The organism is Neobacillus drentensis, assembly GCF_036965645.1.
Lineage (GTDB): Bacteria > Bacillota > Bacilli > Bacillales > Cytobacillaceae > Neobacillus > Neobacillus drentensis_D.
On sequence record NZ_JBALPZ010000083.1, the window covers coordinates 1 to 26,999 of the forward strand.

Below are 26,999 nucleotides of genomic sequence, written 5' to 3' on the forward strand. Positions count from 1 at the left end.
TCATTTAGATTTAAAAAAGACTATAGTACTATTAGTATAGTTATTTAAATATTTAATGCTTTAAAACTCTAACACTTTAATACTATACAAGATAATGGCAAACCATTCGAAAGAATGGGACGCAAAGCTACAGGTCTAAGGTTTTTAACTAGGATGGCTGAGTTACCTAAAATAGTAACATTTTTAGGAGGGTAAATTGTGTCCGTATTAACTACTGATGAAAAAGAACTAGATAGTGAATGGTTAAACCTAATTAATGAGGCTAAAAATCTAGGACTTTCCATAGATGAAATTAGGGATTTTATATCAAATCCTAAGTAATATATTCCTTTGAAGAGTTTTAAAAGCAGATTATAGAGTTCAATATACTAAACAATCCATAAGGGGTACTACGCAACGATTTTTCATAATATTCACAATATTTGATAGGAATTCTGCCACTACACACAGTATTTTTATTAAGGAGAAATGTTAATAAATGCCCTACAACACAATAAAACAGCTTAACCAATTGTTAACCAATTAGTTAAGCTGTTTTTTAGTATAAATTAATAATTCAAAAACTTAACACAAACCCCATAAGGAACCGTAATATCTGAAGTAATCAACGTCAATCTACCCGAAACTTCATCCCTTGAATACAACACCGCATTACCTGACTCCTGATTTGCTGCCACCACAAACTTCCCGCTAGGATCAATCTCAAAATCCCTTGGCCAATCTCCTTCAGTAGAAGTATGCTCCACAAACGTAAGCTCACCAGATCCTGGATCCACACTGAAAACGGCAATACTGTTATGCCCGCGATTACCCGCATACACATAACGGCCATCTGCAGAAATATGGATCGCACTGCCCTGATTATTTTCTTTAAAATCTTCTGGCAATGTAGAAATATATTGAACCTCACTAAAACGGCCATTTTCTGGATTATAGTTTAAAACAATCACCTCAGAACTGAATTCAGTCATTACATAAGCCATGTCTGTATTTGGATGGAAGACAAGATGTCTTGGGCCGCTTCCCGCTTTTAATGGCAAAAGATGTGCCTTTGTAAGAGTGCCATCTTCTTCTACAGAATATGTAATAAGTGCATCAATACCTAATTCACACACAGCAAGATACTTTTCATCAGGTGTTAATTCAGAATAATGGGTATGAGGCTTTTCTTGTCTTGGGTCAGGACCGGATCCTTCATGCTCTCTGATAGAAGCATAAGGTAACACTGAACCGTCCTCTTGGTTAATAAGATGGGATTGAACAAGTCCTTGGTGATAGTTGGCACCAAACACCATCTGATTCTTACTGTCAACACTCACATAACATGGCGGCGCTCCTGCCAAAACTTCGCTGTTAATGGCTGTTAGGTCTCCTGTTTCACCGATAGAGTAAGCAGCGATACCGCCAGTATCTCCTTCTTTTACAACCGAGTAAAGGTAGCGATTGTCTTTGCTGATTGCTAAATAGGTAGGGTTCCCTAATTCAGCCGCCACTTTAATATTTTCGATTTTTGCTTCATCTGTATTCAGGGTAAAGGAATAGATTCCTTTACTATCTCCCTTTGTATAGGTTCCGATATAACCTTTATAGTTGGCCATTATTTACACTCCCTTGAATTGGTTTCGTTTTATTTTATCAAACATTACCAATTATTACTCAATTAAAGAACCAAAGCTTTATCTGTTAGCGTATTTCCAATAAAGCAAAATACGGCCTATTACTGTGTTATGACAATATCTTTAATAAAGTTTTCTACAGCGAAGGCCGTAACACCTAGGGCCGATGAATATATGGAAAGTGATGAAAAATGGATTTCCATTTCATTCTGGTGAAACGATAGGGTATGGTTTTTAATGGTTCTTCTAATAGGTGCTTCAAGCCATTTCTTTGCTTTGGCTAATCTATTCCCAATAATGACTTGCTGTGGATTAAATGTATTAATAATATTATTAATGCCGTAACCGAGATAGCAGCCAATTTCTTCAAAAAGTTCAAGTGTTTCTTTATCACCTTTCTCAGCCAATTCGATTAATGATTCAAGCGATGCACCCTTATGGTTTGTCAGCTTTAATAGGGTATGTTCCGAGGCATACATCTCCCAGCAGCCTCTGCTTCCACAGCCGCATGGTCTTCCATCTACATCGATAATCATATGGCCAAATTCTCCAGAATAGCCGTTATTCCCTTGGTATAACTCACCATTCAGGATGATTCCAACCCCAATCCCGATTCCGGCACTAATATAGATGATATTTTCAAACTGTTGACCTGCACCCAATTGTTTTTCCCCATAAGCGCCGGCATTTGCTTCATTTTCAATAATCACTGGAAGTTTAAAGACTTCCTCAATCTCTGACTTTAGTGTAACGTATTTCCAGCCTAAGTTAGGGGCAAGTAATACCATTCCTTCTTTATCAACAATACCTGCCACACCCAATCCCACACCAACTGCACCATATTTACTATGAGGCATTTCATGTAAAAGGGCATGAATACCTGTTTTGACTAACTCATTGACAGCAGGAAAACTGGAATCCTGTATGAGCTGGTTTTTTTCAATGATAATATTCCCCTTTAAATCGGTTAACACACTCAGGATATAATTAACCCCGATATCAATGCCAATTGCATATCCCGCTGCCTTATTAAAGTGGAGAAGAACGGGACGTCTGCCGCCGCTGGACTCACCGGGGCCAGACTCATATATGAGTTCCTCTTCTAATAATTCATTCACCATAGAAGAAACCGTGCCCTTATTTAAACCAGTTACCTGAGCAATGTCAGCACGTGAGATCGGTTCTTTCTCGATAATCATTTGCAGTACCAAAGATTTATTGTTTCTTTTTACTACCTGCTGGTTCCATGTAATGGTTGTCAATGAAAAAATCTCCCCATGTTCGTTATTGTATATTTATCTTACCACAAACTTAGTTTATTGGATATACAAACAAAGAAAAGCGTGATATAATACATACGTAAACGGTAAGAAATGACCACAAACTTGGTGTGTAATCGGTTCCTCGTTACAAGCCAACCGTGAAGTAAAGTTAGTTTAAGGACATCTCTGAAACATTTAAATATTATCTAGAGAAAGCAGGGGAATTATATGTCAAAAAATATGTTTTTCAACGCACATCATTCACCAATCGGATCCTTTTCAAGTTTTACACTTGGTTTTTATGGAAATGGCGGGGGGCTGGATTTAGAGCTTGGCCGTTCTCCAAGAAAAAATGTCTATGTGGGTGTGGAATCCTCGGAACGTGAAGGAATCTATGAAGCACTTCCATTCTTTGAACTAGAAGATGATGAAAGTAAGCGCTATGATATTGAAAATATGGACCCAAACCCAGACAAACCGCGCATCATTTTACCTTTTGAGAAGGAAAAAATAGAGCGAAACTTCCAGCTGGGAACAGATTCTTGGAAGGCCGGCGATTTAACTTTTACCGTCTATTCACAAGTCCAGTCTGTACCAAATCCGGCTACAGCCACAGAAGAAGAACTGAAAAACACTTTAATCCCAGCTGTTTGGGCAGAGCTTACTATTGATAACACGCAAGGAACAAAAAGCCGCCGCGCCTTTTTTGGCTATCAAGGCAGTGATTCATACAGCTCGATGCGTCGTATGGATGATACCTGTGATGGGATTGCCGGCATTGGTCAAGGCCGCTTAACAGCGATTACCACAAACGACCCTGAAGTAAAGTCGGCTCTGCACTTTAGTTTAGAAAATATTTTAACGACTCCGTTTGAAGAAAACTGGACCTTCGGTTTAGGACCAGTCGGTGCACTGGTGGTGGATGTTCCTGCCGGGCAAAAACGCACTTATAAATTTGCTGTCTGCTTCTACCGCGGGGGCTATGTAACAGCAGGGTTAGATGCTTCCTACTTATATACAAGATATTTTCCAAATATCGAATCTGTAGCGGCATTTGCGTTAGAGAATTTTGATCAATTTACAGCCGTTGCAAAAGAATCCAATAGCTTAGTAAGTGATGGAGATTTATCAGATGATCAAAGGTTTATGATGATCCACTCAATCCGCAGCTATTATGGATCTACCCAATTGCTTGATGTCGATGGAGAGCCGTTCTGGGTGGTAAACGAAGGTGAATATCGAATGATGAACACCTTTGACTTAACCGTTGACCAAATTTTCTTTGAATTAAAAATGAATCCATGGACCGTAAAGAATGAGCTGGACATGTTCGTCAGCCGGTTCAGCTATGAAGATAAAGTTCGTTTCCCAGGAGATGAAACCGAGTATCCTGGCGGTATTAGCTTTACCCATGATATGGGGGTTGCCAATACGGTTTCTCGTCCGCATTATTCATCCTACGAGCTATATGGCTTGGATGGCTGTTTTTCCCATATGACCTATGAACAGCTAGTTAACTGGGTATTGTGTGCATCGGTATATGTGGAACAAACCGGTGATACAGAGTGGTTAAAGGCTAATTTGGATGTAGTTGTCCGCTGCTTTGATAGCATGATCAATCGTGATCATCCTGAAGCAGATAAGCGGGATGGCATTATGGGTCTTGACTCCACACGCGTAATGGGCGGTGCAGAGATTACGACTTATGATAGTTTAGATGTTTCGCTAGGTCAGGCAAGAAACAATATTTATTTAGCCGGCAAGACATGGGCATCCTATGTGGCTTTAGAGAAAATCTTTAAAGAGAATGGACTAGCGGACTTGTCGAAACAGGCTGGAGAGCTAGCGGAAAAATGTGCATCCACGATTGCAGGCCATATGACGCCTGGCGGCTATATCCCTGCGGTTATTAAGGAAGGCAATGATTCTAAGATTATTCCAGCTATTGAAGGTTTAATTTTCCCTTACTATACCAACAATAAGGAAGCATTAGATCCTAATGGCCGTTTTGGAACCTACATTCAAGTGTTGAAAAAGCACTTAACAACCGTATTAACGGAAGGTGTTTGCTTGTTTGAAGATGGCGGCTGGAAGATTTCGTCTACAAGCAATAACTCCTGGTTAAGTAAGGTTTACTTAAGCCAGTTTATTGCCCGTGAAATTCTTGGGCTTGAGTGGGATGAAAAAGGGGCAAACGCAGATGCTGCCCATGTAGCTTGGCTCACCCATCCAACTCTATCGGTTTGGAGCTGGAGCGATCAAATTATTTCTGGTGAAATTGCTGGAAGTAAATATTACCCTCGTGGAGTTACAAGTATTTTATGGCTCGAGGAAAGCAAAAAGTCGGTCGCCTTAGCGGCTTCTGTGATGACTGAATAAAGGAATCGAGACTGTCTGGTATTAACTGGACAGTCCTATTTTTTAATAGAAGTAATGCTATAGTAGTCTTATAATAAAGATAGTACTCATCAAGAGGTGAAAGAACATGCAATTTAATTGGGTAGTTGGCAAGGCATACACTGGTTGTGAATGGGTTATGAAACTAGCTTATGTAAATATTTTATGGGTGCTCTTTTCATTGGGTGGTCTAATTTTTCTCGGTATTTCACCTGCATCCGCAGCATTGTTTACGATTTTAAGAAAATGGCTGATGAATGATACGGATGTACCGATCTTTCGTACCTTTTTGGATACCTATAAAAAAGAGTTTATTAAAGCAAACAAGCTTGGATGGTTAATGGCACTGATCGGAATGTTCCTGTATCTCGATTTTAAGTATCTGATCACAGTTGGAGGAACGATTCAATATGTGCTCGCCATCCCGCTGTTGATTGTTTCGATCTTATTCTTTATTACCATGCTCTATCTTTTTCCTGTTTATGTCCATTACGAATTACGCTTGATCCAGTATATTAAGAATTCCTTTTATATTGGAATCATTAATATGCATATCACTATTTTGATGATTGCCGCTACTATCTTGATAGGTATTCTGTATAGTTATATTCCAGGGATTGTTCCGTTTTTTAGCATAAGTTTATTCTCTCTTATGGTGATGACGGGAGCTAAACAAAGTTTTAATCGGATTGAAGCCAAACAAAAAAGGCTCAGTGTACAAAATTAATAAACCCCCTATCGAAAAAGCTGTCACCTCAAATGGTACAGCTTTTTTCTTTGTCAAAACTTGTTCAAAATATTTTCTAAAAATCTTTGTTTATCCGATAGACAAACGAAGTTTTGGGTGATATAATTTGATTAAACAAAGGTTAAAGACGCAAGAATATATAACTTTTGTAAGCATTTACACATCCGAGTCTAAGACCGTTAAAAAATAGGAGGAATCCAATCATGGCTTATTTTGAAAATGTAAAGAACATTCAATTTGAAGGTGGCAATTCAACTAATCCTTTAGCATTTAAGTATTATAATCCACAAGAAGTTATCAACGGAAAAACAATGGAAGAATTATTGCGTTTTTCTGTCACCTGGTGGCATACATTCACAGCAGACGGAACAGATCCATTCGGTGTTGGTACTGCGATTCGTCCTTGGAACCACTTAACAGGACTTGATTTAGCAAAAGCACGCGTGGAAGCAGCATTTGAACTTTTTGAAAAATTAAATGTTCCATTCTTTGCTTTCCATGATGTTGATATCGCTCCTGAAGGAGACACACTAGCTGAAAGCAACAAAAACCAAGACATTATCGTTTCTATGATTAAAGAATACATGAAAACAAGCAAGACAAAGCTTCTATGGAACACGGCTAATATGTTCACAAATCCTCGCTATACACATGGTGCGGCAACTGCTCCAAATGCAGATGTATTCGCTTACTCTGCTGCGAAGGTTAAGAAGGGCTTAGAAGTAGCGAAGGAATTAGGCGCAGAAAACTATGTATTCTGGGGCGGCCGTGAAGGATATGAAACACTATTAAATACTGATATGAAGCTTGAGCAAGACAACCTAGCGCGTTTCTTCCATATGGCGGTTGATTATGCAAAAGAGATCGGGCTAAACGTTCCATTCTTAATTGAGCCAAAACCAAAAGAGCCAACAAAACACCAATATGACTTTGACGTAGCAACAGGACTTGCTTTCTTACAAAAATATGACTTAACTGATTACTTCAAGTTCAACCTTGAAGCAAACCATGCGACATTAGCTGGTCATACCTTCGAGCATGAACTTCGTGTGGCTCGTATCAATGGTATGCTTGGATCAATCGATGCAAACCAAGGGGATACACTACTTGGCTGGGATACTGATGAATTCCCAACTGACTTATATTCTACAACATTAGCAATGTATGAAATTCTTCAAAATGGCGGCCTAGGAAAAGGCGGTACGAACTTCGATGCGAAAGTACGCAGAGGCTCATTCGATCCTGAAGATTTATTCCACGCTCACATCGCTGGAATGGATGCTTTTGCAATCGGCTTAAAAGTAGCAAACAAGTTACTAGAAGACCGTGTATTCGAAAACTTCATTGACGACCGTTACAGCAGCTATACAAAAGGTATTGGTCTAGATATCGTTGAAGGAAGAACGAATTTCCGTGAATTAGAACAGTACGCTCTTGGATTAACTGAAATCAAAAATACTTCAGGTAGAACAGAAGTATTAAGAGCTACACTTAACCAATATCTATTAGAAACACTTTCAAGTGTGGCTGTTCGATAAACAACTAAGAACATAACAGAATAAAAATGGAAAATGTGCTGGAAAATAATAATCCAGCACATTTTTGTAGAAAAGGATGATTAATAGATGAAATACGTTATCGGTGTTGATCTTGGTACAAGCGCGGTAAAAATTCTACTTGTTAATCAAAGTGGGGAAGTATGCCAGGAAGTTACCAAGTCTTATCCATTAATTATAGAAAAATCAGGTTATAGTGAACAAAATCCGGAGGAATGGGTGGCAAAGACCACGGAAGGATTGGCTGAATTGGTCCAAGCATTTCAAGGAGATGTAAAGGATATAGAGGGAATCAGCTTTTCCGGACAGATGCATGGACTGGTTTTACTTGATGAGGCAAACCAAGTACTAAGAAATGCAATTCTTTGGAATGACACAAGAACCACGAAGCAGTGTCAAGAAATTTATGATGTTGTAGGCCAAGAGAAACTGCTTGAAATCACGAAAAACCCGGCATTGGAAGGCTTTACCCTGCCAAAAATCCTTTGGGTAAAAGAGAAGGAGCCTGAAACTTTCAAACGTGCAAGCGTATTCATGCTTCCGAAAGACTATTTGCGTTACCGTATTACAGGCAATATTCATATGGAGTATTCGGATGCTGCCGGAACATTAATGTTAAATGTAAGTAAACGGGAATGGAGCCCAGAAATCTTAAATCTATTTGGAATTGCTCCTGAACTTTGCCCGCCGCTAGTAGAGTCCCATGCTTGTGTTGGCACGGTAACCGCTGAATTTGCACAGGCAACTGGATTGTCTGAAGCAACTGGGGTGTTTGCTGGAGGGGCAGATAATGCTTGTGGTGCGATTGGTTCAGGAATTTTATCAGAAGGTAAAACACTTTGCAGTATTGGTACATCTGGTGTTGTCCTTTCTTATGAGGAAAGAAACGACCTGGACTTTGAAGGAAAGGTGCACTATTTTAACCATAGCGAAGAAAATACTTATTACACGATGGGGGTTACTCTTGCTGCGGGCTATAGTTTAAGTTGGTTTAAAGATACGTTTGCGAAAGAGGAAGCCTTTGATCAATTTTTAGAAGGTGTTAACGAAGTACCAGCAGGCAGTGATGGATTATTATTCACTCCGTATATTGTAGGGGAGAGAACTCCGCATGCGGATTCCATTATCCGAGGCAGCTTTATTGGAATTGATGCTGGCCATGAGCGGAAGCACTTTGCCCGTGCGGTCCTTGAAGGGATTACATTCTCATTAAACGAGTCAATCGAAATTTTTAGAAACAGCGGAAAAACGATTGATTCCATCATTTCCATCGGAGGCGGTGCGAAAAACGAAACATGGCTGCAGATGCAGGCGGATATTTTCAATGCCAAAATCGAGAAGCTTACAAGTGAACAAGGACCAGGAATGGGTGCAGCGATGTTAGCAGCCTATGGCTGCGGTTGGTTTACCTCACTGAAAGAGTGTGCAGAGAAGTTTATTCAAACGTCAAAAACCTATTATCCTATTGAGGAAAATGTAGAAGCTTATAAAAAACTTTTTGCTATTTACCAACAAGTTTATACACAAACAAAGGTGCTAAATGATCAATTAAAGGATTTTAGAAGATAAGTAGTAGATCCATAGGTGGAGGGGACAGATGACAGAGTTAGTTAAAAAGCAAGAAGGCTCTTTTTACACTGGGGAATATCGAAATCTCTTCAAAGAAATCGGCAAAACAGAGGAAGAAATTAATCAAAGGATCAAGGATAATTGGGAAGAACTTTTTAACGGTGACGAAGATACAAGAATCTATTATCCTGTCGGCGATGATTTAGGGTATATGCTCGATACCGGAAACCTCGACGTCCGGACTGAGGGCATGTCCTATGGCATGATGATGGCGGTTCAAATGGATAATAAGGATATCTTTGACCGACTGTGGAACTGGACAATGAAGTACATGTACATGACGACAGGGGAGAACGCAGGTTACTTTGCCTGGTCCTGCCAGCCTGACGGGACGAAAAATGCCTATGGTCCTGCACCGGATGGGGAAGAATTCTTTGCAATGGCCTTATTCTTTGCCTCCCACCGCTGGGGAGATGGTCCAGAGCCTTTTAACTATAGCGTTCAAGCAAAGGACCTTCTTCGGACTTGCCTTCATAAGGGTGAAGACGGAGTCGGCTTTCCCATGTGGAATAGGGATAATAAATTAATTAAATTTATTCCAAATTGTGAGTTCTCTGATCCTTCCTACCATCTACCACATTTTTATGAGTTATTTGCGTTGTGGGCTTACGAAGAGGATCGCGCATTCTGGAAGGAAGCAAGTTTAGCAAGCAGGGAGTATTTGAAGATTTCCTGTCATCCTGAAACAGGCTTAGCCCCTGAATATGCCTATTATGATGGCACACCGAACAATGAGAGAGGTTATGGTCATTTCTTTAGCGATGCTTATCGTGTAGCTGCTAATATTGGTCTTGATTACGAGTGGTTTAGAGGAGATGTCTGGGAAAAAGAAGAGGCGAATAAGATTCAAGCATTCTTTGCCGATAAGGATCCTGCTGATTATCGTCGTTATACCATAACGGGCGAACCATTCGAGGAAAAATCTCTCCATCCGGTCGGTTTGCTTGCGACAAATGCCATGGCGTCCCTTGCAGCTGATGGTACAAATCGCTTAAAATGGGTGGAATTATTCTGGAATACTCATGTTCGGACTGGGGTCAGACGGTATTATGATAACTGCTTATATTTTTTCAGTTTGCTAGCATTAAGCGGTAATTATAAAATTTGGATGCCTTAAACTGAGTTATTTCCATTTTGAAGCAAAAAGAAGCCCCTTATGCAGCAGCTGAGGGGTTTTTTTCAATTTTGAGTATTGTCCAGCTCCCGTGCCCAAGTCAAGGCGCTTACGCTTTTCTAAAATTGTTGGAATCTACAATAATTGGAAAACTATTATAGAATCTTCAATGGTAAAATAGTAATAAATCATGTCTTTTGACAAAATAACTCTTTTTTCTATGTATTTTTATAATTTTCGCAATACTCAATTAAATCCTGTGGTATAGTAAAAAAATCAGAGAAGGAGTGATCCTTCTTAACAATGTAAGCGTTTCATAATTTTAGTTGCACCTTTTCACTAATTTCATGTAATTGGAGTTGAAACGACATGCACAAAGTGATTTTAGTTGATGATGAAAGTTTTTTTCGGAAAGGATTAAGAAGTTTAATAGATTGGAAGGCAAGTGGATTTGAGGTTACTGGAGAGGCAGCAAATGGTGAAGATGCATTAGCACTTATTGATGAAGTACATCCCGAACTCGTCATAACTGATATCAGAATGCCAGTCTTAGATGGATTAGAGTTAATTAAACAAGTGACGGAAAAAGAGGGCATTCATCCCCAATTTATTATTATCTCGGGTCACAGTGATTTTAAATACGCCCAACAAGCGGTACGGTACGGTGTTCATGATTTTATACTAAAGCCGATTGATCAGGAAGAAATAGAAGAAACCTTGAGATCGCTTTCTAATACGATAACCGAACAAAAGCTTGTTGTTGAACGGAACATCGAAATAAAGAAAGCCGTCTTACTTGATAATCTGATTTATGGAAAAGTGAATGATGAGGAATCGTACGTTTTCTCAAGGGAACTATCGTTAAGCAGTGCAGCAGAATATTATTATCTGATTTTGGAGGTAAACGGACTACCCGAATCTCCGAGTGAAGCGGCTCCTGATTCTAAAGTAAAAGAAAAAATAACTAAAATTTTTCGCGATATTTGTGATCCTCATGTGGGGGTATTTATTCAAGAATTAGAACAAGGAAGCTATGGATTATTAATTCCTTCCACCTATCTGAATCTTTTCCAAAGGCAAATCTGCCACTTTGTGAACTGGATCAATGGACTACTTACGAATAATATGACTCAAGCGGTTACCTTTTATATCGGTCCTGCTGTTCCTAAATTATGTTTGTTAAAAGATTCCTTTGAAGCAGCCAAAAATGCACGCGAGTATAAGTATTTTTATGAAGATAAAAATATTATTCTTTCAAAAGATATAGTAAACGATAAATCGATTACCTATACAGAACTCGAGGATTCCTATTATCATCTATTAATTGAGCAAATAGAAGAAAACACATCCATGGCCATTATGGGAACAATAGATAAAATTTTCCTTCAGTTTGCCTCGAAAAAAATGGCCCGAGTAGCAGTAAAAGCATCCATCAATCGATTTGTACACGCTATTTTAAAAATTATTAAAAATATGGAAGGGGAAGTATCAAATTTAAAAAACTTCCAGACCATGCTTCAACTGCAAAACTATAATTTAACTTTACAACAGCTTAGGAAACTATTCCTTGAATTTGTGCTAGAAAGTAAAGAGATGATCAATATCCTTCGCAAACAATCTTCAGATGGTGAGGCCCATAAAATTAAACAATTTGTAGACTCACACTATCGGGAGAATATGAGTTTAAAATCCATCGCCGCAAAGTTTTATATGAATCCGGTCTATTTAGGACAACTATTTAAGAAAACCTATGGGATTTATTTTAAGGATTATTTATTGCAAGTAAGAATCAATGAGGCGAAAAAACTGTTGAGGCAATCGGAACTGAAGATATATGAAATCGCAGAAAGAGTAGGCTTTAATAATACTGATTATTTTGTAACGATGTTTGGGAAGTTTGAAAAAATAACTCCATCTGAATATCGGAATAAACTCCTGGAGAAAAGAAAAGTGTGATGATCATGAAAAGAGCAAAATTCAGTTTTCATAATGTGCGATTAAGTAAAAAATTATTAATTATGTATATTTGTTCTGTATTTATTCCAATAGTTTTAACCAATATTATTTTTTATGCTGTCACGATCAACAATGTAAAACAGCAGCAGATGCACGACTCGCAGCTGGCATTGAACCAAATAAGCAATGATTTTGGGAAGATTATCGACGATGCCGTCGGGATATCTTCCTCTCTTTATACCAATACCAATATTAATCTATTTCTAGAGAAAGATTACCCGTCAGATATGGATTATGTGGATGATTATGACACTTATTTACGAACCTTTAACCAATCAAGTCCTATTAATCCTTCCATCAATTCGATCCGTTTTTATACGGATAACCCTACGATTATCTATTCGGGCGGTGTCTATCCATTAACAGAGGAAATCAAAAAATCAGCTTGGTATAAACAATTAATGGAAACGAATTATACGTCTCCAATCGTATTAAATTCCATGATTGATAATCAAACATCAACCTTCAGTATCATAAGAAAGCTTGATTACTTTAATTTTAATAATAAACAAAAGATTGTAAAAATCGAAATTAATCCGGCAACCATCGAAAAAATATTCAATAATGTTACCTTTAAAGGAGATATATATCTTCTCAATAATAAGGGGGAAATTGAGTATTCAACGAAAAAGAATTTATCATGGAGAGAAAAACTCATCCCATTTAGTAAGATTTCAAAGACAAATAAGACGGTGCTCTTAAATTCGACCTACTTGGATCAAGCCTACCTTCAAAACTGGAAAGTTGTCGGGACTGTCTCGGAAAAAACGCTGCTTAAAACAGTTAACAAGTCAGGACGGTTCATTATTTATTTGGCCTTTATCAATATAATCCTTCCAATTGTAATCATTATCTTAATTAGTCGGTCTTTTTTAAGAAGATTACAGCGCATATTTAGGCATGTGAAAAAAATGGGTGATCAAAATTTTGAAAAGATTCCCGATCCAGAATACACGGATGAAATAGGAATCTTAACGAGTGAATTTAATCGAATGGTTAAAAAAATTGAGGAACTGATTCAAGATGTTTTTATGGCTAATATCCAAAAGCAAGAGATGGAGATTAAGCGAAATCGTGCTCAGCTTAGTGCTCTCCAAAGTCAAATTAATCCGCACTTTTTATTTAATGCCCTTGAAACCATCAGAATGAGAAGCTTAATGAAAGAGGAGATAGAGACGGCTAATATTATCCATAATATGGCCAAAATTTTTCGTAACTCCCTTACATGGGGAAAAGACATGGTAACGGTCCGATCGGAGGTAAACCTTGTCCTTAGTTTTCTTGAAATACAGAAATATCGATTCGGAGATAAGCTAGATTATGAAATTGATATAGATGACGCTGCGGAACATTGCATGATTCCGAATATGGCTCTCCAGCCATTTGTTGAGAATGCTAGTATTCATGGAATAGAGCCACTAAAGGGAAATGGAAAAATTAGTGTAAAAGTCACAGTAAATCAAGATATATTAACTTGTATCGTCATGGATAATGGTGTAGGAATGCGTCAAGATAAAAAGGAAGAAATACTCTACTCCTTGGAAAATGAAGATGAAATGGGAAAAAGTGTGGGTATAAAGAACGTGTTTTATCGGTTGAAGCTGTACTATGCGGATCAATTTCGCTTTTATGTGGATAGCGAGAAAGAAAAAGGGACCATTATTACGATAAAAATTCCCTATAAAACTAGTATAAATGCCAAAAAAATTGAAATTTCGCAAAACAAACTATACTTTACTAAGTAACACCTATAGTTTTTAGGTACTGGAAGAAAGCCCTTACATTCTATAATAAACATGTAATCACAAAGAAATAGGGGGTTAGCAAATGATTAACAAGAAGTTTTTGGCCGTACCATTAATGGCTGCCATGTTATTTACTGCAGCAGGTTGTACAAAAGATCAAAGTGCAAGTACAAGTTCCAGTAAGAATGACAAATCACCTGTAACCTTTACTTATTTTAATGCCGGTGCCGCAGGAAAAGACTTGAATACCGATGAAACCACCATTGGTAAAGAGCTTGAAAAACAAACGGGTGTAAACTTTAAGGTTGAGCACATTGTTGGTGACGTTAATACAAAGATAGGAACGATGATTGCTAGCGGAAAATATCCAGACCTTCTTGTTCCCGATCAAGGGATCGATAAAGTAGTACAAGCAGGAGGATTTATAGATCTAACTGATCTTATCAATAAACATGCCCCGAATCTTAAAAAATTATATGGTCCTTACTTAAATCAAATGAAAGATCCGAAGGATGGGAAAATTTATTTTATTCCATTTGGCGCCAGCCAAGGATATGCCCCGTATCCGGATATTCAGCAAAGCGCATTTTGGATCCGTCGTGATGTCCTAAAAGAAGCGGGCTATCCAAAAGTGAAAACAGTCGATGAATATTTCAAACTAATAGAAGACTTCCAGAAAAAACATCCACAGACGAATGGTGCTCCTACGATCGGCTATACATCACTAAACTACGATTGGAGATTTACCGTAGGTGATGGTGCAAGGCATGCTGCCGGTTATGGAAATGATGGTGGCGTTATTGTCGATACGAAGACACAAAAAGCCTCTATTTTTGCAAACAAGGATTGGATGAAAAATTATCTTCAAAAATTAAATGACCTTAATGCTAAAGGAGTATTTGATAAAGAATCATTCGTTTCCAATTATGACGAATATCTTGCGAAAATTGCTTCTGGACGTGTCTTGGGATTCTTTGATTATCAATGGGAAGTTTCCCAGTCCTTAAATAGTTTGGCAAAAGCCGGCAATGATGATATGCGTTACATGGCATTGCCAATTACCTTTGATTCCAGCACAAGAGATGCCTATGTCGATCCGCCAGCTTTTGTAAACAACCGCGGAATTGGTATTACGGTTAGTGCAAAAGATCCTGTTCGAATCATTAAATACTTAGATGCACTTTGTAAAGAGGAAAATCAGAAGTTAGTTATGTGGGGAATTAAGGGACAAACTTACGAAGTCAACGACAAAGGCAGATTCTACCGTACTCCGGAAGAAATTGCACAAACACAAGATCAGAAATTTAATGATCAGTTTGGCTTTACGACCTTTGATTGGTACTGGCCTGTCGGTGATGGTCTGTATAGCGATGGTAACGCCTGGGGCCCAGCGAAACAACCGGAAGTGGCGCAAGCTTCTTACACTGAAGGGGATAAAAAATTATTATCCGCATACGGCATAAAAGTGTTTTCCGACCTGTTTGCGAAACCGGAAAATCGTCCGTGGTACCCGGCATGGAGCGCACAGCTTGAACAAGGATCTCCAGCGCAAATTTACGACCAAAGAAGCCAGGATTTACAAAAGAAATATTTTGCTAAATTAGTATTAGCTAAGCCATCCCAATATAATTCTCTTTGGAATGAGTTTACGAAACAATACAATGCCCTGGATTCTAAACCATATGAAAAAATAATGAATAAAGTAGTTCAAGATCGGATTAAATTAGCTGAGCAAAAGTAGGATGAAGAGAATGCAAACAAGGCCGATATTTGCCAAATTGACTATATCGGCCTTGACCATTTTAGTAGACTTTTATTAAGTGAAGCTTTATAAACATTTGAAGGAAAAGCGACTTGGTACTTTTCTTAAAGGGAGGGCTAGTAATGCAGGCAGAAACGAAAGTTGCCGATGAGTTGATTCAATCTTCAGTTTCCATACAGTCTAATAAGAAAAAGGGGCTATTTTTCAAAAGATTGAAGACCCAAAAGGCACTTATGGCCATGAGTATTCCATTCCTGATTTGGTTGTTTATTTTTAAGTACGTCCCTTTATGGGGCTGGAGCATTGCTTTTCAGGATTATAAACCGGCATTAAGCATGTTTGATCAAACATGGAGTGGATTAAAGCAATTCAGGTTTTTATTCGATGACGCAAACTTTTACCGGGTGCTTCGCAATACGCTGGGCATGAGTGTTATTAATCTTGTATTGGGGTTTGTCACCGCAATTGGTCTTGCCCTACTTTTAAATGAAATCAGACATAGCAAATTTAAGAAAATCGTTCAAACCATCAGCTATATGCCTCACTTTCTTTCATGGGTGGTGGCGGCAAGCATCATTTCTTATTCTCTTTCCACAGATACGGGAATTGTCAATATTGTATTAATGAAACTGGGTATTATTCATCAGCCGATCCTATGGCTTGGAAAGGAAACGTGGTTCTGGGGAATAAACGGGGTTTCCGATGTTTGGAAAAATGTCGGCTGGAATACAATCATCTACTTGGCTGCCATTACGATGATTGATCCGGAACAATACGAAGCAGCAGATATTGACGGTGCAACCAGGCTGCAGCGAATCAAGTATATTACACTTCCTTCTTTAAAACCAACTATCGTTATATTGCTGATCATGAATTTGGGTTATATTTTGGAATCAGGCTTTGAGGCGCAATATTTACTTGGGAATCCAATGAACCTTGACTACTCGGAAAACCTCGATATCTATGTATTAAAATACGGGATTTCAATGGGGAATTTTTCTCTTGCCACGGCAGCGGGTATTTTTAAAACAGTCGTTAGTTTCATCTTCCTGTTTACTGCTAACCATATCGCTAAAAAGTTTGATCAGCCAAGGCTGTTTTAGGGGGGAGACTTATGAAACAAAGGAAATTCTTTAAAGCAACAAGAAATCATAGCGGAGCAGGCGATTATCTTTTTGATATTTTTAACTATACATTTATGGTTTTTCTTTGCATAGTTATGCTCTATCCGTTTTTAAATCAGGTGGCTGTTTCTTTGAATGAAGCCACAGATTCCTTAAAGGGCGGAATCTTTTTATGGCCAAGAATATTTACCTGGGCAAATTATAAGTATGTATTTGGCGAGTCCAGTATTTTTCATGCCTTCTTTATTTCGGTTTTAAGAACGGTAATCGGAACACTGACTTCCGTCCTTTGTACGGCAATGGTGGCTTATACAATCAGTCGAAAGGATTATGTTCTGCGAAAATTCGTGACGATCGCCTTTGTTATTACGATGTATATTAACGGCGGGCTGATCCCAAATTATTTGCTCATCAAAGACCTTGGTTTATTGGATAGCTTTTGGGTATATATTATCCCAGGAATTATCGGAGTATTTAATCTCATTGTTATCCGCTCTTTTATTGAGGGAATTCCTGATAGTTTATTTGAATCAGCAAAAATCGACGGTGCAGGCGATTTTACTACCTTTATCAAAATTGTTCTTCCTTTGTCTCTGCCGGTATTGGCTACGGTTTCATTGTTCGTGGCAGTTGGTCAATGGAACTCCTGGTTTGATGTTTTCTTATACAATTCATCAGATACAAATTTAAGTACCCTACAATACGAGCTGATGAAAATTCTGCAGAATTCGAATGCCTCGATGTCGGGGAAAACAGCATCAGATGCTATGGCGAATACAACTGCACAAGCAAACATGGTAACGCCTACTTCGATTCGGGCAACGATGACGATTATTGCCAGCTTGCCGATTATCATGGTCTATCCGTTCCTGCAAAAATATTTTGTTAAAGGTTTAACGCTTGGCGGGGTTAAAGGATGATTCTATAAAACTCATAAATGCGATACGTGTGAAAAGTGTAAAAAAAGGACTAAATGTCCTTTTTTTAAATTCTTTATAAATGTTAGTAAAAAAGGCTAAGAAAGGATGAATAATTTTGGAATATGGCGAATCAATTTTTCCAGTTCAACCGGATGATCCGAAGGCCTATGTGTTTACTGCAGAGGAGTTCGGCGCCGACGCAAGCGGTAAAGGTGATAATACAACCGCAATGCAGGGAGTGATCGACAAACTGGAAGCTGAAGTAGATAACGGAATTATTTTTATCCCGAAAGGCACCTATCGATTCGAGGGCACGGTGAATTTGTGGCGGGGCATCCGTCTTATCGGTTTTGGTTCCGAACGTCCGATATTCACAGTGGCGGAAAACACCCCGGCCTTTCAGGGACCGGATTCCAAATACATCTTTCATTTCCGGGTGAATAAGCCGGACCCCGGCGAAGAGCTGCGGGATGCACAGAACACTACTTTTTACAGCGGCATTCGCAACATAGACTTCAAACTAGGCAAGGGTAACCCCGGATTGGTCGCTTGTCGTTTCCGTGTGGCTCAGCTTTGCTCCATCGAGGATGTCGACTTCTATATGGAAGACAATCGTGCAGCTGTAGAGATGGTAGGTAACGAAATGGAACGCTGTCGCTTCTTTGGCGGGCAGTTCGGCATTCTCACCGGTGAAACCGTCCCTTATTGGCCTTTTTATCTGGGTGACTGTGTTTTCACCGGTCAGTCCAAGGCATGCATCTCAACTTATCGTGCCGGCATGACCATGCTGCGAAATACACTGTCCAATGCCCCATACGGTGTATACGTCCCCAATAAGGAGCGGGACAATCACTATATTGAAGAATTTGAACGGTTATATATGCAGGATTGCCGTCTTGAAAATTTGACAGAAGCCGGCATCAGTATGAACATGGTACGATATCCGCAGAACTGGCTGCATGCCAAAGATATTCACTGCAAAAATGTGCCGCGGTTCTTTGAATCCTTCGGCTATCAGTATAACCACCACATCGGCGTGCCCCACATTGAGTCGACTTCGGAATGCTACAGCGTAAACATCGACATGGGCTTACGTATTGATGTCGACAATCAGGACATCAACCGCCGTTTTGATTTAAGGTATCATGTAGAGCCGGAAGAAAGTCTTCCTGATGCGTCCAGTCCCGATTATGTACCAATGCCAGCGTTTTCGGATTGGGTAAACATCAAAGATCTGGGAGCAAAAGGGGACGGTGTAACGGATGATACAGAGGTGTTTGAGAACGCTATTGCTCGACATCAGGCAATCTATCTGCCGCAGGGTGAATATCTGATCACCAGAGGGCTTGAACTAAAACAGGATACAGCCATTCTCGGTCTTCAATGTTCGAAGACCAGGCTAAAACTGAAGGATCATTCCACGGGATATGACAACGATCGAGCTCCTGCCGCCATGTTCAAAATTCCAAAGGGAGGTTTGAACCATATTTCCGGCATCTGTTTCGATGGCGGTAAGAACAAAGGTGTCATTCAGGTAGAATGGTTGGGCGATCCATCCTCCATTATGGAAGACTGCCTCTTTGACTTTGGCGGTCATGGCAGCACCAAGAAAGGCCGCGACCGTTATTATGGTGTTTATATCCACGATGATGGTGCGGGGGTGTTCAAGAACATTTGGATGCCCGACGTTTGGACCAAGGATGGCTTCCATATCAGCAACACTTCCGCTCCAGGTCAGATTTGGATGGTATCTGTTGAGCACCATCTGGATGTGGAGGTGGTGTTAGAGAATGTCTCCAACTGGAAGATTGTTGCGCTGCAGACGGAAGAGAACCTTGGAAGCGAATACGCTTCTTCGCTCCACATCGAGAATTGTTGGGATCTCGAGATCGCCAATTTGTTCCAATATAGGGTACAGGCTATCGAGATTCAGCATCCAAACGCAACCTTAATCAAGAATTGCAAGAACCTGACCATTAACGGGATACACTGTTTCAGTATCGGACCAACGCCTTTTACCAACTCTGCTCTGATCGACAGGAACCTGTTTATCAAGGATCAGGAGATTGGCACCCTTCACGTAAACTGTTAATTAAGGAATTAAAAAGCCTTTATTCAATTGCAAGTTTCTCTTAATGATTTCTCTTGTGTAGACTGTATAAAAATCGACATACAGAACATAGCTCAAGGTACAAAATATATAATTCTGCTTTTTGTGCCTTGAGAGAAGCGAAAGGATGAGGAATACATTTGACATCATTTATTGATTTGGATTTAAGCAAAGGTAAAGACGTAATAAGTAAACATATTTATGGTCATTTTGTTGAACATCTTGGCCGCTGTATTTATAACGGACTTTGGGTTGGCGACGATTCCCCAATTCCTAATACTCGTGGAATTAGAAATGATATAGTGGAAGCCTTAAAAGCAGTTAAGATTCCAAATTTGCGTTGGCCTGGGGGATGCTTTGCTGATAATTACCATTGGAAAGATGGGATTGGACCACGTGAAGATCGGCCGTGCATGGTTAATACAGACTGGGGGCATGTGGTAGAAAATAATCATTTTGGTACACATGAATTTATGGATTTGTGTGAACAACTTGAGACTGAACCATATATTTGTGGTAATGTTGGCAGCGGTACTGTACAAGAAATGCAGCAATGGGTTGAATATTTAACCTTTGATGGTCAATCCCCAATGGCCAATTTAAGAAAAAAAAATGGTAAGGATGAACCCTGGAAGGTTCAGTTTTTTGGAGTAGGTAACGAAAACTGGGGTTGCGGGGGTCATATGAAAGCAGAAACATATGCCGAAAAGTACAGACAATACCAGACCTATGTCAATAATTACTCCGGGAATAATATCCTTAAAATTGCCTGTGGCCCCAGCGAAGCAGATTACCATTGGACAGAAGTAATCTTGCGTGAATGTATGAACGAGACACAGCAACTGAAAAATTCAACACATGATAAACCAATCCATTCCGTTTGGGAATACTATCGACCTCAAATGTGGGGAATTAGTCTTCATTACTATGTTAGAAATCGTCTAAAGTATACGAGTGCAACGAAATTTGATGAAAGCTTGTGGTTTGAATACATGCAAAGAACACTTTATATGGATGAACTCATAACCAATCACTCTAATGTGATGGATCAATATGATCCAGATAAAAAAGTCGCACTAGTAGTCGATGAATGGGGGTCATGGTATCAACCTGAGCCAGGGACACATCCAAGATTTTTATTTCAACAAAATACATTGCGCGATGCTTTAATCGCCGGGGTTACCCTAAATATTTTTAACAATCATTGCGATCGGGTTAAAATGGCCAATATAGCGCAGTTAATTAATGTTCTGCAGGCTTTAATTCTAACTGATGGATCTGAAATGCTCTTAACTCCGACATATTATGTCTTTGATATGTATAAGGATCATCAGGATTCAACCCTTATTCCTCTTGATTTAGAAACAAGAGATTACCTGTTTGGTGATGGCAATATTCCTGTTGTTAACGCTTCCGCTTCACGTAATCAGGAAGGAAAGGTTCATATTACATTATGTAACCTTGATCCAAATCGGAGCGAAGAGATCACTTGTAACTTAAAAGGAGAAAACGCAATTTCAAGTGTGAATGCTCGAATTTTAACAGCTGCAGCGATGAATGTGTGTAACACGTTTGAACAACCAGAACAAATTAAACCTTGTAATTTTGATGATATTAAAGCCCAGGAAAATGAGATTTCCATAGTATTGCCAGCAAAATCTGTATTAGCAATAGAAATATCGTTTAAATAAAGGGAAAGACCTGAAGACCTTGTATCCGATCTTCAGGTTTTTTATTTTAGTAGGTTATAAATGAATGAAGCCTTAGCCGTTTTATTGTAAATTTTAACGGTGCAATTGTAATCAATAAAAATCCTCTATCAATTAAATAGTCGGAAATTTTCGAAAAAAATATAGTTTCCTAAGTAAAAACTAAAGTTTTTAAGGTATTGGTGAAAGCTCTTACAACTTATAATGAAAGTGCTTACAAAATATAAAGGGGGATAGCAAATGAAAAAAAGAAACCTTTTAGTTGTACCCATTATGGCTACCATGTTATTTACTGCAGCAGGATGTACAAATGATCAAAGTGCAAGTACAAGTTCCAACAAGAATGACAAATCACCTGTAACTTTTACTTATTTTAATGCCGGTGCAGCAGGGAAAGACTTGAATACGAACGAAACAACAATTGGAAAAGAGCTTGAGAAGCAAACAGGCGTTAACTTCAAGGTAGAACATATTGTTGGTGACGTTAATACAAAGATAGGAACCATGATTGCCAGCGGAAAATATCCAGACCTACTTGTTCCCGATCAAGGGATCGATAAAGTCGTACAAGCAGGCGGGTTTATCGATTTAACTGACCTAATTAATAAATATGCCCCGAATCTTAAAAAATTATACGGCCCTTACTTAAATCAAATGAAAGATCAGAAGGATGGGAAAATTTATTTTATTCCATTTGGCGCGAACCAGGGATATGCAGCATACCCGGATATTCAGCAAAGTGCATTTTGGATCCGGCGTGATGTCCTGAAGGAAGCAGGCTATCCAAAAGTAAAGACAATTGATGAATATTTCAAATTAATAGAAGACTTCCAGAAAAAACATCCACAGACGAATGGATCTCCTACGATCGGCTATACATCCTTAAACTATGATTGGAGATTTACAATCCGTGATGGTGCAAGGCATGCAGCCGGTTATGGAAATGATGGCGCCAATACTATTGTCGATGCCAAGACACAGAAAGCCTCTGTTTATGCAAACAAGGATTGGATGAAAACCTATCTGCAAAAATTAAATGATCTTAATGCTAAAGGAGTATTTGATCAAGAAGCATTCGTTTCCAATTATGACGAATATCTTGCGAAGATTGCTTCAGGGCGTGTCCTGGGATTCTTTGATTATCAATGGCAGGCTGCCCAGGCTTTAAATAGTCTGACACAGGCTGGCAATGACGATTTACGTTACATGGCATTGCCAATTACCTTTGATGCTAGCATAAGAGATGCCTATATCGACCCTCCGACTTTTGTCAACAATCGCGGTGTCGGGATTACCGTCAGTGCGAAAGATCCTGTCCGGATTATTAAATATCTTGACGCTCTTTGTAAAGAAGACAATCAAAAGCTGGTTGAGTGGGGAATTAAGGGACAAACTTATGAAGTCAACGACAAAGGCAGATTCTATCGTACACCGGAAGAAATTGCAAAAACGCAAGATCCGAAATTTAATGACAAGTTTGGCTTTACAACCTTTGATTGGTACTGGCCTGTCGGTGGCGGACTTTACAAAGATGGTAACGCTTGGATCCCGGCACAACAACAGGAAGTTGCGCAAGCTTCCTACACCGAGGGTGATAAAAAATTATTGGACGCATACGGCTTAAAAGTATTCTCCGACCTGTTTGCGAAACCGGAAGACCGCCCGTGGTTCCCGGCATGGAGCTCACCGCTTGAACAAGGCTCTCCGGCCCAGATTTTTGACCAGAAGGCATCGGATTTGGAAAAGAAATATATGGCTAAATTGGTATTAGCAAAACCGTCCCAATTTAATTCGCTATGGAATGAGTATGAGAAACAATTCAATGGGCTGGATATTAAATCATATGAAAAAACGATGAATAAAGTGGTTCAAGATCGGATTAAATTAGCGACACAAAAGTAGGATAAAGAAATGGCAAACAAGGCCGATATCGCCAAATTGGCAATATCGGTTTTGTTGATTTTTAAAGGGTATACATTGGGTGTAGTTAAAGGTTGATGCAATTAAACAAAAATAGAAAAACTGTTAACAGAGTTTTTTGAAAAAACTCTGTTTTTTTATTGTCAATGGATTATAAATCTTATATGATAGACATATAGTTAGTTTGTTGACTGTATAAACAAACTACAAATCCAAATGTTAATGGGAGATGGTCCATAATGGCAAAGACAAGTGCTGAGGTACCTTCATTACAGAAAGTCTACGAAAGCTATTTTAACATTGGTGCAGCCGTAAACCTTCATACAATTGAAACACAGCAAGATTTATTGGCAAAGCATTTTAATAGTATTACAGCCGAAAATGATATGAAATTTGAGTTATTACAACCGGAAGAGGGAAAATTTACATTTGAACGAGCCGATAAATTGGCAGCGTTTGCACAAAGCCGTGGGATGAAGATGCGTGGGCATACATTAATTTGGCACAATCAAACGTCTGACTGGGTTTTCCAGAATTCTGATGGAGAAAAAGTAACCAGGGATCAATTGTTGCAACGGATGAAAGACCATATGACCACTGTTATGAAGAGATACAAAGGACAAATATACTCCTGGGATGTAGTCAATGAAGCAGTAACTGACGAAGGGCCTGAATTGTACAGAAAAACTAATTGGCTCGACATCATCGGTGAAGATTACATAGAACAAGCCTTTGAATTTGCACATGCCGCCGACCCGGATGCATTGCTTTTTTACAATGACTATAATGAATCCAACCCAGGGAAGCGGGAAAAGATTTATCAGCTTGTGAAATCGTTGGTTAAAAAAGGAGTCCCTATTCATGGGGTGGGTCTTCAGGCGCACTGGAATTTAACAAACCCAGGCCTTGATGACATTCGTGCGGCCATTGATCGTTATGCATCCCTTGGATTGAAACTTCAGCTGACAGAATTAGATATATCTGTGTTTAACCATGAAGACAAGCGCACAGACCTTACCGAACCAACAGCAGAAATGGTTGAACTGCAGACACAAAGATATCAACAGGTATTCGAATTACTTAGAGAATATCGAGAGGTAATTACGGCCGTAACGTTCTGGGGTGCTGCCGATGATTATACATGGTTAAATGATTTTCCAGTAAGGGGTCGTAAAAACTGGCCATTTTTATTTGATGAAAAGCATCAGCCAAAGGAAGCGTTTTGGAAGGTTACTAGCTTTTAATGTATTTTAGAAGGAGAAAACTTGAAGGCGTTTAAACAGAATAGAACAACAAGGAGGATACAGAACTTATGCTACCATTAAACCAGAATTTAAAAGGAAAAGTTGCAGTAGTTACAGGCGGCGGCGGAGTCTTATGCGGCTGTATGGCGAAGGAGTTAGCCCGGCAAGGAATGAAGGTGGCGATCTTAAATCGCACCTATGAAAAAGCTTTAAAAGTGACAGATGAAATAAAAAGTGTTGGCGGGGAAGCTCTCGCCATCGAATGTGATGTATTAAACGTTGATAGCGTAAAAAGAGCTGAAGAGATCGTCACTTCTGAATATGGAAGCTGTGATCTATTAATTAATGGGGCAGGTGGAAATCATCCAAAAGGGATCACCACAAAGGAAATCTTTGAACTAAATGATCTTGAAAAATCAGATTTAACGACCTTTTTTGATATGACCACGGATGGATTTGGTTATGTTTTTAACCTAAACTTTATTGGTACATTAATTCCTACTCAAATTTTCACCAAAAAAATGATTCATAATCAAGGCTCGATCATTAACATTTCTTCGATGAGTGCTCCTAGTCCAATGACAAAGGTGCCGGCGTACAGTGCAGCAAAAGCGGCAATTGAAAATTTTACACAATGGCTTGCGGTCCATTTTGCTGAGACAGGTATCCGGGTAAATGCGATTGCACCTGGGTTTTTCTTAACCGAACAAAATCGCGCTTTGTTAACGAATCCAGATGGAACGAATACAGAAAGAACCAATAAAATCTTAGCCCATACACCGATGAGGCGCCTAGGAAAACCTGAAGATTTACTTGGGACTTTGCTATGGCTTGCTGACAAGGATGCAAGCGGCTTCGTCACAGGCATAAGCGTGCCGGTAGATGGCGGCTTTATGTCCTATTCAGGTGTCTAAGAATGTGTTATCAGTAAAAAATACGAGTTTGGAAGGTTGGTAGATAAATGATTAAGGTAGCCATAATTGGTACAGGAGCCATTGCGTCAGCACACATTAGAGCCTATCAACAATTTTTAGGAAGATGTAATATCGTCGCCATTTGTGATATCTATCCTGAAAAAGCAGTAAAAAGCGCTCAGACTCACAATATAAAAGTAGATATATACAGCGATTACAAAGAGTTGTTGCAACGCCCGGACATTGATTTGGTATCTATTTGTACCCCTCCCTATACACATGCTGAATTATCCATTGCCTTTTTAGAGGCACGCAAGAATGTACTGGTTGAAAAACCAATGGCATCTTCATTGGAAGAATGTGATGCCATGAATGAGGCACAAAAAAAGAGCGGCAAAATTTTATCAGTTGTATCACAAAACCGCTTTACCAACCCAATGATGAAGTTAAAGTCGATTCTTGATACAAAGCTGATGGGTCCCATTGTCCATACGCAGGTCGATTCCTTCTGGTGGCGGGGCTATAGTTATTATGATTTGTGGTGGCGGGGAACCTGGGAAAAAGAGGGGGGCGGCTGTACCTTGAATCATGCCGTTCATCATATTGATATTTTCCATTGGATGAATGGGATGCCTGCTGACGTAACGGCGATTACAAGCAATACATCACATGATAACGCCGAGGTGGAGGATTTGTCAGTGGCCATCTGCCGCTATCCGAATGGAAGTTTGGCCCAAATTACGAGTTCCGTTGTACATCACGGAGAAGAACAGCAGCTAATCTTCCAAGGGAAAAATGCGCGTGTTTCCGTACCATGGAAGGTAACTGCATCAAGATCGAAGGAAAATGGGTTCCCGGAAAAGGATCAAGAATTAGAAGCAAAACTTCAAGCGGCCTATGAGCAATTGTCCAATCTGGAATATGAGGGTCACACCGCCCAAATTGACGATGTTCTATCTGCCATTGAAGGAAAGAAAGAAGTATTGGTTGATGGACAGGAAGGCAGAAAAACGCTGGAACTCATTACAGCCATCTATCAATCTTCCAGTACAGGGAAAACGGTAAAACTTCCACTAGATGAAAAGAGTCCCTTTTATACAAGGGATGGTGTTTTACAAAATGCTACCCATTTCTATGAAAAGAAGAACCATGTCGTGAGTTTTGCAGAGAATGCAATTACAACAGGCGGCAAGTATGAATAATTTTGAAAAAG

The 26,999-nt window shown here is 39.3% G+C and carries 19 protein-coding genes and 1 riboswitch; of the genes, 17 read left to right on the plus strand and 2 right to left on the minus strand.

The window, feature by feature from the left end; all coding sequences use genetic code 11:
• Positions 1 to 86 precede the first annotated feature (86 nt).
• Positions 87 to 170: riboswitch (cyclic di-GMP riboswitch) on the plus strand.
• Between the two features lie 28 nt (positions 171 to 198).
• Positions 199 to 321, plus strand: coding sequence for an anti-repressor SinI family protein (locus V7266_RS16445; protein ID WP_335469123.1), 123 nt, complete (start codon positions 199 to 201; stop codon positions 319 to 321).
• A gap of 227 nt (positions 322 to 548) precedes the next feature.
• On the opposite strand, the gene V7266_RS16450 is transcribed toward V7266_RS16445, so the two are convergent.
• Both V7266_RS16450 and V7266_RS16455 read right to left on the minus strand, forming a co-directional pair.
• Complete coding sequence (locus V7266_RS16450; protein WP_335469124.1) at positions 549 to 1,598, minus strand: lactonase family protein; 1,050 nt, start codon at positions 1,596 to 1,598, stop codon at positions 549 to 551.
• 119 nt (positions 1,599 to 1,717) lie between these two features.
• Entirely contained in the window at positions 1,718 to 2,878 is a 1,161-nt protein-coding gene (locus tag V7266_RS16455) for an ROK family protein (RefSeq protein WP_335469127.1), read from the minus strand.
• Positions 2,879 to 3,106: 228 nt separating this feature from the next.
• On the opposite strand from V7266_RS16455, the gene V7266_RS16460 reads away from it, so the two are divergent.
• From V7266_RS16460 to V7266_RS16535, 16 genes are all read left to right on the plus strand, one after another.
• On the plus strand, positions 3,107 to 5,257 hold the full coding sequence (locus tag V7266_RS16460) for a glycoside hydrolase family 52 protein (RefSeq protein ID WP_335469128.1): 2,151 nt from the start codon (positions 3,107 to 3,109) through the stop codon (positions 5,255 to 5,257).
• Positions 5,258 to 5,363: 106 nt separating this feature from the next.
• Positions 5,364 to 6,002, plus strand: a complete 639-nt coding sequence (locus tag V7266_RS16465; protein ID WP_335469131.1) for a YesL family protein — start codon at positions 5,364 to 5,366, stop codon at positions 6,000 to 6,002.
• A 224-nt stretch (positions 6,003 to 6,226) separates the two neighbouring features.
• Complete coding sequence (xylA, locus tag V7266_RS16470) at positions 6,227 to 7,561, plus strand: xylose isomerase (RefSeq protein ID WP_335469132.1); 1,335 nt, start codon at positions 6,227 to 6,229, stop codon at positions 7,559 to 7,561.
• 87 nt (positions 7,562 to 7,648) lie between these two features.
• Complete coding sequence (xylB, locus tag V7266_RS16475; protein ID WP_335469134.1) at positions 7,649 to 9,148, plus strand: xylulokinase; 1,500 nt, start codon at positions 7,649 to 7,651, stop codon at positions 9,146 to 9,148.
• Positions 9,149 to 9,176: 28 nt separating this feature from the next.
• A complete protein-coding gene (locus V7266_RS16480) occupies positions 9,177 to 10,325 on the plus strand; it encodes a glycosyl hydrolase family 8 (protein ID WP_335469137.1) in 1,149 nt (382 codons plus the stop codon).
• A gap of 366 nt (positions 10,326 to 10,691) precedes the next feature.
• Positions 10,692 to 12,278: a response regulator transcription factor gene (locus V7266_RS16485; RefSeq protein ID WP_335469140.1), complete on the plus strand. Its 1,587-nt coding sequence runs from the start codon at positions 10,692 to 10,694 to the stop codon at positions 12,276 to 12,278.
• Between the two features lie 5 nt (positions 12,279 to 12,283).
• Complete coding sequence (locus tag V7266_RS16490) at positions 12,284 to 14,083, plus strand: sensor histidine kinase (RefSeq protein ID WP_335469141.1); 1,800 nt, start codon at positions 12,284 to 12,286, stop codon at positions 14,081 to 14,083.
• Positions 14,084 to 14,165: 82 nt separating this feature from the next.
• Positions 14,166 to 15,824: an ABC transporter substrate-binding protein gene (locus V7266_RS16495; RefSeq protein WP_335469144.1), complete on the plus strand. Its 1,659-nt coding sequence runs from the start codon at positions 14,166 to 14,168 to the stop codon at positions 15,822 to 15,824.
• 254 nt (positions 15,825 to 16,078) lie between these two features.
• The gene (locus tag V7266_RS16500) at positions 16,079 to 16,948 is read left to right on the plus strand and encodes an ABC transporter permease (protein ID WP_335469205.1); all 870 of its coding nucleotides are present in this window, start codon (positions 16,079 to 16,081) and stop codon (positions 16,946 to 16,948) included.
• Between the two features lie 11 nt (positions 16,949 to 16,959).
• Positions 16,960 to 17,889, plus strand: coding sequence for a carbohydrate ABC transporter permease (locus V7266_RS16505; protein ID WP_335469148.1), 930 nt, complete (start codon positions 16,960 to 16,962; stop codon positions 17,887 to 17,889).
• 115 nt (positions 17,890 to 18,004) lie between these two features.
• Positions 18,005 to 19,981: a glycosyl hydrolase family 28-related protein gene (locus tag V7266_RS16510; protein WP_335469151.1), complete on the plus strand. Its 1,977-nt coding sequence runs from the start codon at positions 18,005 to 18,007 to the stop codon at positions 19,979 to 19,981.
• A 158-nt stretch (positions 19,982 to 20,139) separates the two neighbouring features.
• On the plus strand, positions 20,140 to 21,690 hold the full coding sequence (locus tag V7266_RS16515) for an alpha-N-arabinofuranosidase (protein ID WP_420491426.1): 1,551 nt from the start codon (positions 20,140 to 20,142) through the stop codon (positions 21,688 to 21,690).
• Between the two features lie 258 nt (positions 21,691 to 21,948).
• Positions 21,949 to 23,610, plus strand: coding sequence for an ABC transporter substrate-binding protein (locus V7266_RS16520; protein ID WP_335469154.1), 1,662 nt, complete (start codon positions 21,949 to 21,951; stop codon positions 23,608 to 23,610).
• Positions 23,611 to 23,867: 257 nt separating this feature from the next.
• Positions 23,868 to 24,872, plus strand: coding sequence for an endo-1,4-beta-xylanase (locus V7266_RS16525; protein ID WP_335469156.1), 1,005 nt, complete (start codon positions 23,868 to 23,870; stop codon positions 24,870 to 24,872).
• Positions 24,873 to 24,940: 68 nt separating this feature from the next.
• Positions 24,941 to 25,786 carry an SDR family oxidoreductase gene (locus V7266_RS16530; protein ID WP_335469158.1) on the plus strand — a complete coding sequence of 282 codons (846 nt, stop codon included), beginning with the start codon at positions 24,941 to 24,943 and terminating at the stop codon, positions 25,784 to 25,786.
• A 47-nt stretch (positions 25,787 to 25,833) separates the two neighbouring features.
• Positions 25,834 to 26,988 (plus strand): Gfo/Idh/MocA family protein, encoded by a 1,155-nt coding sequence (locus V7266_RS16535; protein ID WP_335469159.1) that lies wholly within the window; start codon positions 25,834 to 25,836, stop codon positions 26,986 to 26,988.
• The last annotated feature ends 11 nt before the right edge of the window (positions 26,989 to 26,999 follow it).

Coding starts and splice junctions, on each gene's coding strand:
- V7266_RS16495 (WP_335469144.1), top strand. CDS start 14,166: ATGATTAACAAGAAGTTTTTGGCCGTACCATTAATGGCTGCCATGTTA.
- V7266_RS16490 (WP_335469141.1), top strand. CDS start 12,284: ATGAAAAGAGCAAAATTCAGTTTTCATAATGTGCGATTAAGTAAAAAA.
- V7266_RS16465 (WP_335469131.1), top strand. CDS start 5,364: ATGCAATTTAATTGGGTAGTTGGCAAGGCATACACTGGTTGTGAATGG.
- V7266_RS16505 (WP_335469148.1), top strand. CDS start 16,960: ATGAAACAAAGGAAATTCTTTAAAGCAACAAGAAATCATAGCGGAGCA.
- V7266_RS16485 (WP_335469140.1), top strand. CDS start 10,692: ATGCACAAAGTGATTTTAGTTGATGATGAAAGTTTTTTTCGGAAAGGA.
- V7266_RS16500 (WP_335469205.1), top strand. CDS start 16,079: ATGGCCATGAGTATTCCATTCCTGATTTGGTTGTTTATTTTTAAGTAC.
- xylA (WP_335469132.1), top strand. CDS start 6,227: ATGGCTTATTTTGAAAATGTAAAGAACATTCAATTTGAAGGTGGCAAT.
- xylB (WP_335469134.1), top strand. CDS start 7,649: ATGAAATACGTTATCGGTGTTGATCTTGGTACAAGCGCGGTAAAAATT.
- V7266_RS16525 (WP_335469156.1), top strand. CDS start 23,868: ATGGCAAAGACAAGTGCTGAGGTACCTTCATTACAGAAAGTCTACGAA.
- V7266_RS16535 (WP_335469159.1), top strand. CDS start 25,834: ATGATTAAGGTAGCCATAATTGGTACAGGAGCCATTGCGTCAGCACAC.
- V7266_RS16480 (WP_335469137.1), top strand. CDS start 9,177: ATGACAGAGTTAGTTAAAAAGCAAGAAGGCTCTTTTTACACTGGGGAA.
- V7266_RS16520 (WP_335469154.1), top strand. CDS start 21,949: ATGAAAAAAAGAAACCTTTTAGTTGTACCCATTATGGCTACCATGTTA.
- V7266_RS16460 (WP_335469128.1), top strand. CDS start 3,107: ATGTCAAAAAATATGTTTTTCAACGCACATCATTCACCAATCGGATCC.
- V7266_RS16450 (WP_335469124.1), bottom strand. CDS start 1,598: ATGGCCAACTATAAAGGTTATATCGGAACCTATACAAAGGGAGATAGT.
- V7266_RS16530 (WP_335469158.1), top strand. CDS start 24,941: ATGCTACCATTAAACCAGAATTTAAAAGGAAAAGTTGCAGTAGTTACA.